This window comes from Pleionea sp. WD8-19 (assembly GCF_055326765.1).
On sequence record NZ_JBUZOU010000004.1, the window covers coordinates 302,569 to 317,698 of the forward strand.

A 15,130-nucleotide genomic window follows, 5' to 3' on the forward strand; every position below is an offset into this window, starting at 1 on the left:
GCCGTTTCTTCCGCCGTTTCTTCCGCCGTTTCTTCCGCCGTTTCTTCCGCCGTTTCTTCCGCCGTTTCTTCCGCCGTTTCTTCCGCCGTTTCTTCCGCCGTTTCTTCCGCCGTTTCTTCCGCCAATTTCTCGGCAGAATCAGTTGCTGCATCTACTGAGTGACTTTCATTTGCTTCGATTGGTGTAGCTGAAAATTTTGCTTGGACATGTTCATTGCTCGAAGCATAATCGCTTGTTTCTGTTTCTGTTTCTGTTTCTGTTTCTGTTTTTGCTTCTCCGATCTCTAGTGCGGCAGGTGCGTTGTTAGTTTCGGGAGCATCATAGTCTGTTTGCTCTGGTTCTATTGGAAGCGCTTCGGGTGGTTCATCAGGCAGTTCCGGTGGTGCCTGTTCCGGTATTTCTTCGGGTGTTTGCTGAGGAGTCTCTTCGGGAGCGGTTTCCGGTATTTCTTCAGGAGTGTGTGCTTCTAAATCGTTAATGAATGAATCATTTAGGTCTTCAGCTTCGAGAGGCGCTTTATCGAGTTCTATGTCATTGAATTCTTTATCGTCATGCTCATCGACTTCGGAAAGTGATTCTGATTTTGAATCTTGCTGCGACTCAGTCACTAGTGTTTCATTGTCTTCTACGTCTTCTACGTCTTCTACGTCTTCTACGTCTTCTACGTCTTCTACGTCTTCTACGTCTTCTACGTCTTCTACGTCTTCTACGTCTTCTGCGTCTTCTGCGTCTTCTGCGTCTTCAACCGATTCTTCTATCACATTTTCAGTTGCAACAGATTCTTCTTCTACAGGCTGCTCCGTAGGAGTCGGTTGTTCCGTTTTAATCGTTGGTGAAATCTGCTGTGGTTCCTCAAATCCGGCTCTGGTTGCTTCTAAAATCAGGCTGGTTTTTAACGACGGAGTCGCACTTTCTGTGGCTGTGTTTTCAGGTATAGGCTCAATGAAATCCTCGGACTCAATTGGATCGTCAAGCTCGGCCTGATTGTTGACTTCGACGGTTGTATTTATTGGTTGATCGTCTTCTGGCTTCGATGGTACTTCTTCAAGCGCGATCACTGCCTCATGCGAGCTCTCGTTAAGCTTTTGCTGAGCCGAAGGTTTGGGTTGAGGTTTTTTCAGGCTTCGTTTGCCTGTTTTAATAATGCGCATAATATCCAGCTTTGTTATCTACACTATGATTCTTAGGGAAAAAATCTACTATTGTCAAGTAGTTACGGATAAATGGCTTGCTAATTAGAGTATTTGCGACCGAGAGCAAACCGGGTGTGAGATTAAGTGAGATAGTTACCGATTTTTACCGTGGCAACCGGTCGTACATCTTTAAAATGCATTACAATGATGTTTTTTGCAACACGACTACCTTCATCTTTTTTCGGAGGCTGATGCCTATGCCCAACCCAGAATTAATCAAACAACTGGCGGATACTTTTGGTGAGAAAATTCCTTTCAATAAACTGTTGGGGTTGAAGTTTACCGAGCTGAATCGTGACTGTTGTAAAGTGTCGTTTAATAATAAGCCGGAACTGGTAGGCAATTATATTCAAGGTATTTTGCATGGCGGTGTGATTGCCAGTGCTATTGATGTTGCCGGTGGGACGATGGCTGCCATCGGGTTAATGGCAAAAAATCCTGAGTCTCATCCTCAAGAGTTATTGGACAAACTTTCCAGACTGGGCACTATTGATATTCGTATCGATTATGTACGACCTGGTCGAGGCGAAGCTTTTGAAGCATCTGCGCGAATTTTACGCACGGGCAATAAGGTTGCCGTAGTTCGGATGGAGTTGCATAACGAGCAGAAAACCTTGATTGCGCTGGGTACGGGTACCTATTTGATCGGGTAGTATTTTTCATTTTAAACGGTTTCAAAAATCTCTTTTAATTATGACACAACAACGTGAAGGTTATAGTGCAGCGATCGCTGCCTATATTTTGTGGGGTTTAATCCCAATATATTTCAAACTTTTATCACATGTTGGTGCGATGGAAATTTTGATGCACCGGATTGCTTGGTGTGTTCCCACCGTATTATTAATCATGTGGTTTATGAAGCAGCCTGTAGCAATAAATGCGATTTGGCAAAACCAGCGATTACGCTGGGCGCTGGTTGGCAGTACGCTTTTGGTTTCGAACAACTGGTTTCTTTTTACTTGGGCGGTAGTTAATGATCGTGTGTTGGATACCAGCCTCGGTTACTTTATCAATCCATTGTTGTCGGTGTTACTCGGTGTGTTGATTTTGAAAGAGCGTATGTCGGCGATGCAATGGATTGCCATTGGTATCACAGCGCTGGGAGTGTTTAATCAAATACTTTTGTTGGGTGAGGTACCCTGGTTAAGTTTGGCATTGGCGTTGACTTTTGGGCTTTATGGATTGATCCGTAAGCAAACACCTGTGGATTCTATGAACGGTATGTTGATGGAAACTTTGATTGCTTTTCCCGTTGCTTTCGGATTTATTGTTTACTGGATATGGGTAGGGCAGGCTTCATTTTTGAATGACGGTTTAGCGACGGATCTTACTTTAGCGGCCGGAGGTTTAGTAACTTCGGTTCCGCTGATCTTGTTTGCTATCGGTGCACGTCGCTTACCTTTATATGCGATTGGTTTTTTGCAATTCATTGCACCGACGTTGACGTTTTTGTTGGCCGTGCTGGTGTATCACGAGCCTTTTGGTTGGCAAAAAGCCATAACTTTTGGGTTAATTTGGTTAGCGTTGGCGATTTACTTATTGGATTCGATGTTGCGGCGTTTTCGTAAACAAATGGGTTTATCAGGTTAAAGAGTGTAAACCGGGATTCCATTGGGATGAATCCCGGCTTTTATGATCGCGTTTACTGTTCGTGTTTGTACTAAAAGCTGTAGCGCACTCCCACCATAAAACTTTTGCCTGCGCGCGGTGCTAGATCTTTCAGGAAGGATGCATGATCGCGTGCTTCTTCATCCAGTAAGTTTTTCCCGCGCAGAAATATCAAGGCGTCACTGTGTTCGCTGTTTAAGCGGTAAGCCAACTCAAGATTTAGCATATCAAATCCTTCCGTGGGCAATTCACCCTGACCAATATGTGTTTGTTCATTGTAATGTGTCCAGCTTAAATCAGCGCTGATTTCCGAGCGGTCAAAACGCAGACTCAGGCCGTACTTTAACGGCGGAATTCGAGGAACGTAGGAGCCGTTTGACAGTTCGGCTTCGATAAAATCGGCCAACACGCCCAGTTCCAAATCGTAATCCTGGCTATCAAGCAAAGGCCAATGCAGTTGGATCTCAATACCGCGAATATCGGCATTGTCTTGTCGATAAGTGATTACTGGTATCGCTTCTTCAATCACTTGAAGTTGCCCTTGCAGATCGATCAGAGTTCCTGTGTTTTCGGTAACCGCACCATAAATAAAGTCGTGGAAGCGATTCCAGTAGCCATTGATTTCTCCACGCAGATGACCGTTGCCAAAACGAAATGAAACATCCAGGTTATGAGAGACTTCTTTATCCAGATTAGGGTTGCCGACTTCGAAGGTTTGCGTCGCGGCGTGTTCACCAAAAGAATAAAGTTCTTCTACGCTGGGCATGCGCTCAGCGTGTGAAAAGTTGATAGCAAATTTTTCGGTTTCAGTGAGATCTATGACTGAGCCAATCGATAAACTTAAGAGGCTTTCGCTACGCTTACCAAAACCTTCGACGCGCATAGTGTGGTGTTCCAATCGAGTTCCGAGTTCCAGTTTAAGTTGGTTAAAGCGTTTTTCTTCAACCATGAACAAGGCCGCACTATCAACATCGGACTGAGGTACGAAAGCTTCCTCTCCAATGGCTGAAAAGTCGCGTTGATTGTATTGTAAGCCGATGATCCCGTTCCACTGGTCAAAGCTTTCGTGTTTCAAATAACTGCGTACTTCTATTGCCTGATTATCAAACAGGGTACCCACTTCATCACCTTCCAACTCGCGATGCTGATAGTCGGTATTGGACAAGCCAATAAACCATTCGTCGATATTACGAAAAGGCTGAGTTAGGCCCGCCTGTAAATCGAATCGAGTCTGCTCAAGATCGATAAAAACACCAGCGTCGTGGTGCTCATCTTGTTCCTCTTCATGCGCTTCTTCTTCGTGATGGTGACCAGGGACTCCATACCGTTTTTCGACTCGATTGGCGGCGAGGCCGAAATAACCCCAGTCTCCATTCCAGGTTGCTCCCAGAGTGCCGCCCTGACTTTCCGAGTGACTGTTCTCTAGCAGGCCAGTGACTTCTTCATCTTCTTCATGTTCATCGTGCTCTTCTGCTTCGTGTAGGAAGTGGGATTCGGCCGCTCCGGGAATTTCGAGATCATCGGTTTGGCTATCAAATACGTTGAGATGCCAGGCGAAATTAGCAGTACCGCCATCGAGTACCCCTACCCAGGATTGCTCTCCTGTTGCTGCGTCGCCCAACCGAAGTTCTAAACCGCCGCTGGTTTCCAGTGCGCCATTTGGATTGAATCGTTTATCGGTGACGTTGACCACACCTCCGATGGCACCACTGCCATAAAGTAAGGTGGCCGGGCCTTTCAAAACTTCTATTTGCTCAGCCAGTAAGGGTTCAATCGATACATCGTGATCGACGCTGGTGGTGGAAGCATCCTGAACGGTCATCTGGTTGTTGGTCATTAATACTCGACCACCAGATAACCCTCGTATAACTGGCCTGGCAACGGCAGGACCAAATGAAGACATACTCATGCCCGGCTCAAGTTCCAAAATATCGCCAAGCGTTGATGCGCGTTTTAGTGTCAGCTCTTCACCGGATAAGACGATTGCTGGTGCCGCCATATCCAGTTTGGTGTGCTCTAATGGATTCGCTGTGATGACGATTTTTCTTTCGTGGTTGACATCAAGATGGATGATATTCAGTGAGCCGTCATTGGTAACTTCTATGCGTTGATGAAAGTGGCCCGAGTTACCGGCTTCGATATCCAGTGTGTAAGCACCCTGATCGAGTTGTAGCTGAAAACGCCCAGAGCTATCGGTACGAGCGGTTGTATTCGTTTCGCGAACTTTGATCAGTGTGTTGGTTAGTGGTTGATTATCGTGCCCGACCAGTTTCGCTGAGTATTGCGCGGCCCAGCCTTGGCCGATAAGTAAAGTGCCGATAACGGCCGCCATATGTTTTGCTTTCATGGTAAATCCTGCTTATTGAACGAGTCGGATGCCGCTTGCAATGCGGTTCCGAAGTTAAATCGGCATGACAATCGTTACTCTTGTCATACAAGTCGTTGGTGAAGTAAGGGTTTTACGCAGAAAGAACCGGTGGACCTCGACTGAGAGGTCGAGCAAATCGCTGAGTTGAAAGAATGGATGAGACAGCGACAAAGCGATGGGGAATGAGCTGTGTTGCACAAGGAAACTTGGATGCTGGGGCAGTTGCAATGGGATCGGTTGTATTACTGTGACTGCTACACCACTCACAAACGGTATCTATCGTATGGTCCGTTGAGTAGACATGATCAATCACCGCAAGTTGAGCGATGGCCCAACTAGCAATGAATAACCCTGTAAACAAGGACTTACGATTAAGTTTCATAGAAATTAATCAATGATTATCAGTCGACGCATATTTTGTCATCGCAAAGGCAATAGTTCAATCAAAGTTAATTGCGAAAGTGTGAGCAGATTTTGCTAACGCAATTTTTATGAAAAGTGACTATTATTGAAACAAGGGTTCTGTTAAAAGTAAGGCACGAACTCTGAAAAATAATGAATCAGCAGTAATAAAAACACCAAAGCGTTGGGGTTTCTTGATGTTAGCGATTCCTGTGATTGAAGTGCAATCCGGGCGCTGTGTTCATACCCAAACTGAAGCGGCCAAACACAAAGTGGTAATGGATGATCCTGTGGATGTCTTTGCTCAGTTGGTCGAACAAGGCGCCAGTCAAATCCAGCTGGTTGATGTTGATGCAATTCGCAATCGACAACCTGAGCATTTGTCTTTGGTTAGTAACTTGAAAAAGCAATTTAGTAACATAAAAATCCAAATTTCAGGCGGTGTGTGTTGTTCGGAAGATATACAGATATGGCTCGACACTGGGGCTGACTGGGTTACGGTTGGTGGACGTATGCTACGCCAACAGGACAAAGTCGAGTTAATTCTGGTGGAAATGGGCGAAAATATTATAGTTGGCATGGATGTACGAGCTACGTTGTGGCAAAACGGTTATTGCCCTGCACCGGAAATGAATTTTGAACAGTGGATAGAAGCTCTGGAAGATGAAGGTGTTGCCGCATTGATGTTTACGGAAATTCCAGAAACCGGTCACGTTAATGGGCATAACCTGATGGCAGCGGCAGAGCTGGCGGCGAAAATTAATTTACCGGTGATCGCTCACGGTGGCGTGATTTCACGGCATGATTTGTTGAGTTTATCGGCCCCTAACTTTAATCGGTTGTACGGTGTGACAATGGGAAAACCATTGTTTGATGGTGCTTTCAGTTATACCGAAGCCATGTCCATGTTGAACTAACGTTCTCTGATTTGGAATAAGAAGTTTTGGACGCTATAGCGGATGAAACATTCATCCGCTTTATTTAACCAACGGTTTATATCTCGAGTTGGCGTTTAATCAACCGAATTAAAATATTTACCAAGAATGCGGCAGTGACTTATTGATTACAATATAGCCATCGTCCATGGTGATGTAATTACCTGTACGCAAGTCTTTTAAAATTCGAGCCACCATTTCGCGTGACGCACCCACTCGGCTGGCAATATTTTGTTGTGTCAGTTTTTCCGGAATCATCCACTTGCCATCCACTTCTTCTGCCATATTCAAAAAAGTGACGACAATTCGACGATACACGTCCATTAGACCCAGCCGACGAATGGTTTCGGTAGCTTCACGCAGTCGTGTTACCAGGTTGTGCATCATTTTCATGGAAAATTGAGGGTACTTCATCATTAACGCTTGAAAGTCCTGTTCGTTAAGGATTCCAAGGCGCGTATCATCCATGGTAATGACGGATGCTGTACGTGGTATGCCTTCAATTAAGCCTAATTCACCAAAAAATTGACCTTTTTCGTGAATATTTACCACTATCTCTTTGCCAGAATCATCATCAAGGTATACTTTGACGCGTCCTTCCAAGATAAAATACATACTGTGAGACGGATCGCCTTCGACCACTATCTGTGTTTTCTTGGGAAACTGTCGATAGTGCAGTTTTTGGCTGATGTCGCGTACGATATCAGGGTCCAAGTCGTTGAAGATTGGAAATTCGATTAATTCCATAAAATATCTGCTCTGATTTCGACTGGCTATTAACATGCTCACACTTGCGACCTTTTGCTCAACAACGAATGACTATAGGAGACTATCAGTCAGTCTTCAGCGCAAGTGTGAATAGTACCAATTGTTACAGATCCAAAATTATTAGTATAGATTGATTATTGTATTATCAACTTGGTTCCAGGGCATACACTTAAACCTGAGAACAGTTTTGACTTGTTGCGCTCACTCTCGCATTATTGCGAGGAAATCTGTGTAGTGATTACACGACAAACCTATCCCTGACTGGATGTTTGAATAGAAGTATAGCCTTTTTATGGCGATTAGATTATTTATTATACTGATTTTTTTATATTGCGGAATCGCACTTGCCGGTAGCAGCAGCTATCGACAAGGTGGTACTTCAATATACTTTACTCAGCTTGGGCATTTAAAACACCAAGCGGAGTTGGGTGATCCTAATGCCCAATTTTTATTAGGTAATCTCTATCTTGCCCCTCCAGAAGACACTTCCATTCGGCAAAACCTGGCTAAAGCCGTGGATTATTATTTCCAAGCTGCGGTTCGCAATCATGCTGGGGCTCAATACAATCTTGGTGTGCTTTATTATCGTGGTAGCGGTGTCGAAGAAAGCAAGATGATGGCTTCTGTTTGGTTTACCATCGCTGCAGAAAATACCAGTCCGGTTGCAAAAAGTGTCAAACGAAATGCGCAAAATTCATTGCAGAATTTACAAGCATTACTTAGTGAGCAGGATGTTCAACAGGCGAAAGACTGGATCGTCGAATATCGCAAAATTATTAAAGATAAAAATTATCGACTGGCTAAACTTCCTGAGTTGGGTTGAAAGCACTAAGCACTAAGCACTAAGTGATAAGTGATAAGTGATAAGTGATAAGAAAATTAGAAATAAAGTTGCCTCGCAGGTTCGCTGAAAACATCCTTTGTTAGAACTTAGAACTTAGAACTTAGAACTTAGAACTTAGAACTTAGAACTTAGAACTTAGAACTTAGAACTTAGAACTTAGAACTTAGAACTTAGAACATCACAAAAGCCGATAAATTTTATGGCTGTGGTTAAATCCTTTAAATTGCACGTCATCAAATTCTTTAAAATCGTATTCTACTTCTGTTTGTGCAAAGATGGGGTAACTGACCATGACTTCTCCAGGGCTACATAAAGACTGAATACGTGCTGCAAGATTGACACCACTACCAACCGCACGAAACACAATCATTTCCTGTGAACCGAAGTTGCCCAATGTAACATAAGATTGATGAATACCTATTCGCAAACTCAAGTTTTGTTCTAACCCTGTAGCACGCCATTTTTCAGACAGTTTTACAATGATCTGCTGCATTTCTTTCGCCAGATGTACGGCGCGTAACGCTTGCGATTCTTTATCGAGATGTTCCAGCGCGCCAAATAAAATCACCAAACCATCGCCAAGCACTTCGTTTAACAGTCCGTGATGCTCGGCAACAATTCGACTCATTTGAGACAAAAATTCATTGAGTACGTCGGTAACGGCTTCTGGTTCGAAACGATCAGAGAACTCCGTAAAGCCGACTAAGTCAGCAAACAGTACGGTAATGCAGCGACGTTCCGGTTGAATATCGTTTACTTCTTCTCCCTCGAGAATTTTTTCCACTAATGGACGGGGGAAGTATCGGCTCAAATGATCACACGTTTGTTCCATAGCGCGCAATTGTGCGCGTTCCTGTTGTGAACGGTAAACTTCGCGAAGCATCAATAAATTGGAAACTCGGGCCATCAGTACTTTGCGATCAACAGGCTTGCTGACATAGTCGTTGGCGCCAACGGCAAGCCCTGTATCAATGTCTTCGGGTTGATTTTTGGCTGAAAGCAGTAAAATGGGCAGTTCTAATAGACTGTACTTTTCTCGAATTTTTTCAGACACCTCAAAGCCCGACATTTTGGGCATCATTATGTCAAGAATGATTAAGTCGAAGCTTTGTTCTGCAAGAATATCCAGTGCTTGAATACCGTCTACTGCTTCGCTGACGCGATAATTGCGCATTAATAAAAAGTCGTTTAACACTTGGCGGTTTAAGGCGTCGTCATCAACAACGAGTATATGGGGACGATCGTGTGCCAATGAGAGTTTTTGCTTTTCTGGTTTCTTGTTTACGGCCAACTTTGGAGCAACCGGTTTCGGCTCGTCCAGGATCACTTGCTCATTGAGCAGTTGGCCATCGCCTGCAACCGGTAAGGTAAAGTAAAAGCAGGAACCGCTACCGGGTGACGAATCCAACCAGATGGATCCACCGTGTAACTCGATCAATTGTCGTGTAACAGCAAGACCTAGTCCGGTTCCACTTTTCAGATTTTTGCCGCTGGCTTCGAGTTGTTCGAAGGGTTGAAAAATAACTTTTTGTTTGTTTTGTGGGATCCCTACCCCGCTGTCTTTAACACAAATTTCGATATGATTTTCGACGACTCGTGCGGTTAACTCGACGAATCCTTGTTCGGTGTATTTAATCGCATTACCGAGTAGGTTATACAAAATTTGGCGCAGTCGATTTTCGTCGGCAAGAAGGGGCGGCAAAAATTGTGGCAGTGAATTAGTGATTTGTAATTGTTTTTCTTCTGCCAATGGCTTCAACAAGTTAATTACTACTTTAGCGGCGACTCGTAAGTCTACGGTGCCCTTATTCAACAGTAAACCGTGATGACGTAACTTTTTAAAGTCGAGAATTTCATTGACTTGATGCGCCAGTCGTTTACCGCTGTCGATGATTAAATTTAAATGATTTTGTGCTTTGTCGTTTAAGGGGCCGGCAATTCCTTCGCGCAATGATTCTGCGATTCCGATAATGCCATTCAGCGGTGTACGCAGTTCGTGCGAAGTGTTCGCTAGAAATTCATCTTTTAATTTATCGATGCGGCGCAGGTGTTCGTTCAATTCCTGTTGTTCGCGAAGTTTTTTAGCGTGGTTGTGAATATACCATCCAAAAATGGAAAGCACGGCCAATAGGTAAAGCGTATAAGCCCACCAGGTTGCCCATACTGGAGGGTGAATGGTGAGCAAGAGTTCTTGTTGTTGATCGAACCAAATACCGTCACTGTTGGTCGATTTTAATTGGAATCGATAATCACCTGAACTCAAGTTCCCGTATTGCACTTCATTTTTACCGGTGATGGTTCGCCATTCTTTATCATAAGGTAGTAAGCGATAAGCGTAAGAAACGCGCTGTGGAATTTGCAAGTCGAGCGCACTGAACTTGATACTGAAATTATTCTGATAATGTGCGAGTTCCAGTTTTTTTAAGGGGTGCCAGTTGTGATTGTTAAAGTAGGGCTCACCATTAATTTGCAATTGCGTCACTACTGGTTTGGGTTGATATTGACTGGCCGTAATGCCTTTAGGGTTGATTACGGCAACGCCTGATACGCTACCAAAATAGAGTAAACCATTAACGGCCTTTAAAACCGCGTTGCCATTAAATTCATCGGCAGGTAAGCCATCAACGCTGGTAAAGTTTCGAAACTCACTATTGGCTGGATCAAACCGACTCAAGCCACGGTTAGTGCTGAGCCAAAGATGACCGGAATCGTCGCTGGTAATTCCGTAAATGGAGTTATTTGGCAAACCATCGGATTCATAAAACGAGTGAAATTTAAATTCGCCTTTGATGCGGTTTTGTTGTTTAAGCAAATTGAGACCGTTGTAAGTCCCTATCCACAAATTGCCTTGATCGTCCTGATAAATGGAACGCACCGTGTTATCACTCAGCGAAAGCGACTGCTCCGGATTATTCTTAAAATTAATGGTTTGACGAAATTCAGGATCGTAACGTTGCAAACCGCTGTCCCAAGTACCAAACCACATGATGCCTTGATCGTCTTGGAACATCGTATAAACGGCAGAGGTGCCTAGTTGACCAACGTTGGCATTACGAAAGTCTTCAATGATGTTGCCACTCAGATGATCGATTCGTACCAATCCTTCATCGGTAGCGACCCAAATATTATTCATGCGATCGCGTTTCAGTAATCGTATTCGACTGTTGCTGAAGTTGCCGTGTGAAAATCGATCGCGGTTAATGGTTTTGACATGCATGGGTGATTTTTCAGGATTAAATCGAGCCACCTGCCCTTGTTGATTACCAAACCATACATTGCCCTGCTCATCCAGCGTTAACGTGGTGATCCGATTGCTGACTTGACGCCCTTCTTGATCAAAAAAATGGGTAAAATGTTGATAACGACGTGTTTGTGGATCGTAGCGATCAATACCGTTCAATGTGGCAAACCAGATAAAACCTTGTTTGTCTTGTTCTATATTCCAGACGAAATTATGCGACAATGAATCGGAATTGAACGGTGAATGTTGAAGCCGAGAAAAATTTTGAAAATAAGGACTGGTTTTATTTAAACCTCCACCAGCGGTTCCTATCCAGATCTGGCCACTGTCGTCTTCCAGTAGCGTCCAGATATCGTTAATGGACAAGCTATGGATGTCCGCTGAATTTTTCTGGAAGTTTATAAAGTCGTTACTGGCGCGTGGTTTTAAATTCAACCCTCCGAGTTCTGTACCAATCCATAAATTACCAAGCGAGTCACGTAGTATGGCTTTGACGTTATTTGAGCTCAGTGATCGAATATCCGATGTGTTGTGTGAAAACTGACTGAAGTTTCGGCCGTCTTTGGGGAGATGATATAAGCCATCGAGTTGTGTGCCTACCCAAAGCGAATGATCTTCATCCAGATAAAGCGCGTTAATGCGTCCGGGTGCGTCGACAGAGTCGTAGCGAAAAAATATTTGTTGCTCGGTATCAAACCAGCTCAACATATTGGTGGTAGCCACGTATAAGTTGGCTTTGCCATCGCTGACGATTGACGTGACATTGCCTTCTGGAATCGACTGCTGATCGAGTGGATTATTAAAAAAGTGAAAAAACTCGTTGCGTTCAGGAATATAAAGATTAAGTCCGTTGTAAGTACCGATCCACAAATGTTGATTGTTATCCAGATAAAGCGCAGTGATGTGGTTGTGGCTGATGCTATTGAAATTGTTAGGTGAAGCTATGAATCGTGTGAAGTGACCACTTTCCGGGTTTAACTTATTCAGTCCATTTTGCGCCGTTCCAACCCAGATATTACCCGCGTTATCTTCCAATAGTGCGGTGATCACATTGCTGGAAATGGAGTTGGGATCTCGTGAATCATTTTTAAACGATGTAAATTCATAACCGTCGTAGCGGTGCAGTCCATCGTGAGTACCTATCCACAAAAAGCCATGTTGATCTTGCAGCATCGCTGATATTGTATTTTGCGGTAATCCTTCGGCGCTGGTGATGTGGTTAAAACTGAGTTGTTCTGTGCCGCTGTTGGCTGCGCTGTTCTGCACAATCAAGCCGCAAACCAGTACGAGTCCAAACAGTGTTCGGATCAGTGGTTTGTTGAACGGATTGGTGAGGAAAAATCTGTAATTCATGCACAGAGGTTACGTTATTCTATTTTGGTTGATTGGTGAATGGTTAAAGTTATGACTAAAATTATGCTATTACGAGTGAATTAGGTTTATTAATTGCCTAGTCAACCAACAGTTAATAAATACGCTCTAACCAAATCATCATTGTGATCATAGTTTAACTGATTCTATTCACAATGAAACGGCAATTTTACTGCACCGGAGAATGTTATGGCGCAAATGCCACAGGCATCAATGGATGAACGATCGTTAGATGATGTTCCCAATGTTCCTGACCGACACCAACCTGTCGGTTTTTTATTAAGACTGGCAAAAGCGTTACATACTTATGGTGTACCTGCGTATGAGTTAGAAACCACATTGACCGCCTGTGCAGCTAAGCTGGGTTTTGGTTTGCAATGTTTGTCGCAGCCTACCAGCATTATGCTGACATTAATGCGTGAAAAAGATATTCAAACCTTTGTTATCCGGGTAGCACCTGGAGAAATTCACTTGGAAAAGCTAAGACGGGTCAGTGAAATTGCACATCAAGTCATGCGTGGTGAAATGACAACAGCCCGAGGCGCTGATGCACTAAAGCAGGTCAATAATGCGAAACCCCAATACGCAAAGTGGCTGGTGGTGTTGGGTTTTGCGTTGGTATCTGCAGCCGTTTGTCGATTATTTGGTGGCGGCGTGAATGAGCTCATTGGCTCGTTAACCGCTGGTACGGCACTGGGATTATTAACTTTGGTTTCACTGCACCATTCTTTGTTAGCGCATTTATTACCGGCTACGGCTGCCATGGTGTCAACTCTGGTTGCTTACGCGACAGCGCACTTTCTGCCCGGCACAGAAGTTTATATTTCCATTGTTTCTGGTTTGATTATTTTGCTGCCCGGATTAACGCTTACGATTGCTATGGCTGAGCTGGCAACTCAAAACCTGATGTCGGGCACGGCTCGCTTGTTTGGAGCCGGTACGGTATTTATTCTGATGGCGTTTGGCATGGTGATTGGTAATCATTTGGCGGGTATCCTTTCGCTCACGTCTGGTATCGAGCACAAGTTGATTCACCCTTTACCCGTATGGAGTGACTGGGTAGCTGTGATTATTGGTTCTTCGGCCTTGGTGATCTTATTTCAAGCGCGTGTGAAAGATACCGGTTGGGTGATATTGGGTGGCTTGGTCGCTTATGCTTCTGTGAAATACGCGTCGCTCTATTTCAATAATGCAATGACTGCATTTTCCGGTGCCATTGCGGTAGGCGTTTGCGCGAATCTGGTGTCGCGCTTTACCGGTGTTCCCGGTGCGACTTTAGTGGTGCCTGGCTTTATTATTCTGGTTCCTGGCTCAGTCGGTTTTAAAAGCTTAACGGCTTTGGTGGAGCACGATGTTGTAAGAGGTCTTGATACCGCATTTAATATGAGCTTGGTCGGTATTTCGTTGGTGGCAGGCTTATTAATTTCGTCTTTAGTGACTTTGCCGAAAGCAAAAACCTTGCATGAACTGGAAACGGATTTATAAGGGGTGAATATTGAAGCTCTATCTTGTGTTTTTGATATTGGTGACTGTGCTGCTGGGCACATGGCTCTATCTTGATCATCAAAATGAAGAACGAGTGTATCGTTTTTGCGATCGATGGAGTCGAAGCAATCTTATAGAGCCTATAGAAAAAGCGGTAAGTGATGCCGGCTTAACGTTATTAGCATCGGATCACGATGGTGTGCTTTTCATTGCGTATCAACCAACTATTCCACTGTTAAATCAATACATTTGTCGGATTGAGCATTCCGATGGTCGAGTCTTGGAACTTGGTGTTGAAAAACGTTGAACTGTTTTTATTCAAGATAAAATAAGTCGGAGATTAAAACCGATAAATGTATGATTTTTTGGCTCTCATTGAAGCGCCTTCTAGGCATGATGACTAAAAAATTCGTGTTCGAACTCAAAATTATACATTCACCGGCTTTTTAGCTATTAAGCACTTATTTGGAATTCGGATAATGTATTTAAGTATTAACGACTCGATTCGCTGGAAAAGAAAGTTGTTGATACAAATATGCTTTAAAATCTGGCTCATAATTCTGATCGTCAATAGCCAGTTTCATACACTTTAACCAAGCATCACGTTCCTTTTCGCTGATGGATAAGTGTGCATGAGCCCTCGGTATGCTTATAGGACCGTACTTTTCTCTATAAAGAGCTGGACCGCCCATCCAACCACATAAAAAGCGAAACAATTTATCGCGTGAAGTGTTCAATTCTTTCGGATGCATGTCTAAAATTTTTTTTGCTTCGGAACGTTGCTCCATGTAATCGTAAAAATCGTTAACAAGCTTTTTAACGCCGCTTTCTCCACCGGCGGCTTTGTAGGAAGCGTCAAGTGTGCCGTAAGGATGTTGTGAGGTCATAGTTCATATTTTTTATGTGAAGTTCTGC

Annotated in this window: 11 protein-coding genes and 1 pseudogene; 6 read left to right on the forward strand and 6 right to left on the reverse strand. The window is 43.9% G+C overall.

Going from position 1 to position 15,130, the window contains the following annotated elements; translation table 11 throughout:
- A pseudogene (locus ACTUJY_RS07220) lies at positions 1 to 1,151 on the reverse strand (hypothetical protein); the annotation flags it as partial.
- A gap of 239 nt (positions 1,152 to 1,390) precedes the next feature.
- Here ACTUJY_RS07220 and ACTUJY_RS07225 point away from each other — a divergent pair.
- Together ACTUJY_RS07225 and rarD are read left to right on the forward strand one after the other, a co-directional pair.
- On the forward strand, positions 1,391 to 1,846 hold the full coding sequence (locus tag ACTUJY_RS07225) for a thioesterase family protein (RefSeq protein ID WP_463615396.1): 456 nt from the start codon (positions 1,391 to 1,393) through the stop codon (positions 1,844 to 1,846).
- A 40-nt stretch (positions 1,847 to 1,886) separates the two neighbouring features.
- Positions 1,887 to 2,783 carry an EamA family transporter RarD gene (gene rarD / locus ACTUJY_RS07230; protein ID WP_463615397.1) on the forward strand — a complete coding sequence of 299 codons (897 nt, stop codon included), beginning with the start codon at positions 1,887 to 1,889 and terminating at the stop codon, positions 2,781 to 2,783.
- Between the two features lie 70 nt (positions 2,784 to 2,853).
- Here the strand turns inward: rarD and ACTUJY_RS07235 are convergent, their stop codons facing one another.
- On the reverse strand, positions 2,854 to 5,148 hold the full coding sequence (locus ACTUJY_RS07235) for a TonB-dependent receptor (protein WP_463615398.1): 2,295 nt from the start codon (positions 5,146 to 5,148) through the stop codon (positions 2,854 to 2,856).
- A 112-nt stretch (positions 5,149 to 5,260) separates the two neighbouring features.
- Positions 5,261 to 5,551 (reverse strand): hypothetical protein, encoded by a 291-nt coding sequence (locus ACTUJY_RS07240; RefSeq protein WP_463615399.1) that lies wholly within the window; start codon positions 5,549 to 5,551, stop codon positions 5,261 to 5,263.
- A 217-nt stretch (positions 5,552 to 5,768) separates the two neighbouring features.
- Here ACTUJY_RS07240 and ACTUJY_RS07245 point away from each other — a divergent pair, with 217 nt between their 5' ends.
- Positions 5,769 to 6,488 carry a HisA/HisF-related TIM barrel protein gene (locus ACTUJY_RS07245; RefSeq protein ID WP_463615400.1) on the forward strand — a complete coding sequence of 240 codons (720 nt, stop codon included), beginning with the start codon at positions 5,769 to 5,771 and terminating at the stop codon, positions 6,486 to 6,488.
- Between the two features lie 117 nt (positions 6,489 to 6,605).
- Here the strand turns inward: ACTUJY_RS07245 and ACTUJY_RS07250 are convergent, their stop codons facing one another.
- Complete coding sequence (locus ACTUJY_RS07250) at positions 6,606 to 7,253, reverse strand: Crp/Fnr family transcriptional regulator (RefSeq protein WP_463615401.1); 648 nt, start codon at positions 7,251 to 7,253, stop codon at positions 6,606 to 6,608.
- Positions 7,254 to 7,566: 313 nt separating this feature from the next.
- On the opposite strand from ACTUJY_RS07250, the gene ACTUJY_RS07255 reads away from it, so the two are divergent.
- A complete protein-coding gene (locus ACTUJY_RS07255) occupies positions 7,567 to 8,097 on the forward strand; it encodes a tetratricopeptide repeat protein (RefSeq protein WP_463615402.1) in 531 nt (176 codons plus the stop codon).
- Positions 8,098 to 8,296: 199 nt separating this feature from the next.
- On the opposite strand, the gene ACTUJY_RS07260 is transcribed toward ACTUJY_RS07255, so the two are convergent.
- Complete coding sequence (locus tag ACTUJY_RS07260; protein ID WP_463615403.1) at positions 8,297 to 12,712, reverse strand: two-component regulator propeller domain-containing protein; 4,416 nt, start codon at positions 12,710 to 12,712, stop codon at positions 8,297 to 8,299.
- A gap of 207 nt (positions 12,713 to 12,919) precedes the next feature.
- On the opposite strand from ACTUJY_RS07260, the gene ACTUJY_RS07265 reads away from it, so the two are divergent.
- Together ACTUJY_RS07265 and ACTUJY_RS07270 are read left to right on the forward strand one after the other, a co-directional pair.
- Positions 12,920 to 14,215 (forward strand): threonine/serine exporter family protein, encoded by a 1,296-nt coding sequence (locus ACTUJY_RS07265; protein ID WP_463615404.1) that lies wholly within the window; start codon positions 12,920 to 12,922, stop codon positions 14,213 to 14,215.
- A gap of 10 nt (positions 14,216 to 14,225) precedes the next feature.
- Entirely contained in the window at positions 14,226 to 14,522 is a 297-nt protein-coding gene (locus tag ACTUJY_RS07270) for a hypothetical protein (protein WP_463615405.1), read from the forward strand.
- Between the two features lie 178 nt (positions 14,523 to 14,700).
- Here the strand turns inward: ACTUJY_RS07270 and ACTUJY_RS07275 are convergent, their stop codons facing one another.
- Positions 14,701 to 15,102: a group II truncated hemoglobin gene (locus ACTUJY_RS07275; RefSeq protein ID WP_463615406.1), complete on the reverse strand. Its 402-nt coding sequence runs from the start codon at positions 15,100 to 15,102 to the stop codon at positions 14,701 to 14,703.
- Positions 15,103 to 15,130 lie beyond the last annotated feature (28 nt).

Coding starts and splice junctions, on each gene's coding strand:
- ACTUJY_RS07240 (WP_463615399.1), bottom strand. CDS start 5,551: ATGAAACTTAATCGTAAGTCCTTGTTTACAGGGTTATTCATTGCTAGT.
- ACTUJY_RS07225 (WP_463615396.1), top strand. CDS start 1,391: ATGCCCAACCCAGAATTAATCAAACAACTGGCGGATACTTTTGGTGAG.
- rarD (WP_463615397.1), top strand. CDS start 1,887: ATGACACAACAACGTGAAGGTTATAGTGCAGCGATCGCTGCCTATATT.
- ACTUJY_RS07275 (WP_463615406.1), bottom strand. CDS start 15,102: ATGACCTCACAACATCCTTACGGCACACTTGACGCTTCCTACAAAGCC.
- ACTUJY_RS07265 (WP_463615404.1), top strand. CDS start 12,920: ATGGCGCAAATGCCACAGGCATCAATGGATGAACGATCGTTAGATGAT.
- ACTUJY_RS07235 (WP_463615398.1), bottom strand. CDS start 5,148: ATGAAAGCAAAACATATGGCGGCCGTTATCGGCACTTTACTTATCGGC.
- ACTUJY_RS07260 (WP_463615403.1), bottom strand. CDS start 12,712: ATGAATTACAGATTTTTCCTCACCAATCCGTTCAACAAACCACTGATC.
- ACTUJY_RS07245 (WP_463615400.1), top strand. CDS start 5,769: ATGTTAGCGATTCCTGTGATTGAAGTGCAATCCGGGCGCTGTGTTCAT.
- ACTUJY_RS07250 (WP_463615401.1), bottom strand. CDS start 7,253: ATGGAATTAATCGAATTTCCAATCTTCAACGACTTGGACCCTGATATC.
- ACTUJY_RS07255 (WP_463615402.1), top strand. CDS start 7,567: ATGGCGATTAGATTATTTATTATACTGATTTTTTTATATTGCGGAATC.